The 2215-nt window shown below is 47.0% G+C and carries 1 protein-coding gene; it reads left to right on the forward strand.

Features of this window, described 5'->3' with window-relative positions:
- Positions 1 to 15: 15 nt before the first annotated feature.
- A partial coding sequence (locus B4K20_RS14295) for an efflux RND transporter permease subunit (protein ID WP_289283412.1) occupies positions 16 to 2215 on the forward strand: 2200 nt, incomplete at its 3' end.

The following is a 2215-nucleotide window of genomic DNA, read 5'->3' on the forward strand; positions in this document are numbered from 1 at the left end:
TAACGAAGGAACGCAATGAATATTTCAAAGTTTTTTGTGGACAGACCCATTTTCGCGGGTGTTTTATCCATTCTTATTTTTATTGCCGGTTTACTGTCAATGTTTCAGTTACCGATATCAGAATACCCGGAAGTCTCACCGCCATCTGTTGTCGTTAATGCTCAGTTCCCAGGTGCTAACCCAAAAGTCATCGCTGAAACCGTGGCGCGTCCATTGGAAGAACAACTGAGTGGTGTAGAAAACATGATTTATATGTTTTCTCAGGCTACCTCAGATGGTCGTATGACACTGACGGTCACGTTCAAAATTGGTACCGATCCTGACCTTGCTCAACAGATGGTGCAAAACCGTGTCACTCAGGCCACACCTAGGTTGCCAGAAGTCACGCGTCAGCTTGGTGTAACAGTAGTGAAAAGTGCACCTGATCTGACGATGGTGGTGCATTTAACATCTCCAGATAAGCAGTATGATGAGTTATATCTGCGTAACTATGCCGTGCTGCATGTTAAAGATGAACTAGCCAAAGTAGAAGGTGTGGGGCAGGTGCGTCTGTTTGGTTCTGGTGACTACGCGATGCGTATCTGGCTCAATCCTGAAAAAGTGGCCGAACGTGGTCTGACGGCCATGGATGTGATTGCTGCCATCAGAGAACAAAACGTTCAGGTGGCTGCAGGTATCATTGGTGGGTCGCCGATGACGGATCCGGTTGATGTGCAATTGCCTATCAATGCTAAAGGCCGGCTGGAGTCACCGGAAGAGTTCGAAAATATTATTATCCGTGCAGGTAGTGATGGTCAGGTGACGCGTCTAAAAGATGTCGCGAGAGTTGAGCTGCAAGCGGCTGAATTCAGCCTGAATTCAATGCTGGATAACCAACCTGCTGTCGCGATTCCTATTTTCCAATCACCTGGCGCAAACGCGATTAATATCTCTGATAATATTCGCAGCACCATGGCGAAGTTGAAAAATAACTTCCCGGAAGGCGTTGATTACAGCGTTGTCTATGACCCGACAGTGTTTGTTCGTGATTCGATTAAGGCGGTTATCAAAACCTTATTAGAAGCGCTTGTTTTAGTTGTTATCGTGGTGGTGGTGTTCTTACAGACCTGGCGTGCATCTTTAATTCCGTTGTTGGCTGTCCCGGTATCGATTATCGGCACATTCGCCTTAATGCATGTGTTTGGTTTTTCCATTAACACTCTGTCTTTATTTGGACTGGTTCTAGCGATTGGTATCGTGGTGGATGATGCCATCGTGGTAGTAGAAAACGTCGAGCGGAATATTGAAAATGGCTTGTCACCGCTAGAAGCCAGTTATCAGGCCATGCGCGAGGTCAGCGGTCCAATAGTGGCGATATCCCTGACTTTGGTGGCCGTGTTCGTACCGATTGCTTTTGTCAGTGGTTTAACCGGGCAGTTTTATCAGCAGTTCGCCTTAACTATCGCTATTTCAACCGTCATTTCTGCTGTTAACTCTTTAACATTGAGCCCGGCATTATCGGCACTGTTACTGAAAGGGCATGATGCACCGAAAGATAAGCTGACGCGAATTATGGATTTTCTGTTTGGCTGGTTCTTTAACATCTTTAACAAGACCTTTAAAAAAGCGTCGAATGGCTACTCGAGCTCAGTTGGTGGCCTGCTTAAACATAAAGTCTTAATGTCATTTTTGTATATCATCCTGCTGGGGATGACAGTTTACGGACTAAATGGTTTACCCAAAGGCTTTGTCCCTGCACAGGATAAGCAATATTTAATCAGTTTTGCCCAGCTGCCCGATGGCGCTTCTTTAGCTCGTACTCAGGAAGTGATCAAGGAGATGGGACGACTGGCACTGGAAGAACCAGGCGTGCAGAGCGCCGTTCAGTTTCCTGGGCTTTCGGTAAATGGTTTTACCAATAGTCCAAGTGCTGGGATTGTGTTTGTGACCTTGGAGTCATTTGATAAACGGCATTCACCTGATTTATCTGCTGCTGCCATTGCTGGCCGCTTGCAGGCAAAATATGCTCAGGTGGAAGAGGCCTTTATCGCCATATTCCCACCACCACCTGTACGTGGTTTGGGCACGACGGGTGGCTTCAAGCTACAGATTGAGGATCGTGCTGACTTGGGCTACGAGAAACTGGCTGAAGTCGTTGGGCAAGTCCAAGGTCAAGCCTGGCAGAGTCCGGCACTGACCAGTGTGTACTCAAACTATAAAATCAATGTGCCACAGC

The organism is Methylophaga sp. UBA5088, from assembly GCF_002414625.1.
In the GTDB taxonomy this organism is placed as follows: Bacteria; Pseudomonadota; Gammaproteobacteria; order Nitrosococcales; family Methylophagaceae; genus Methylophaga; species Methylophaga marina.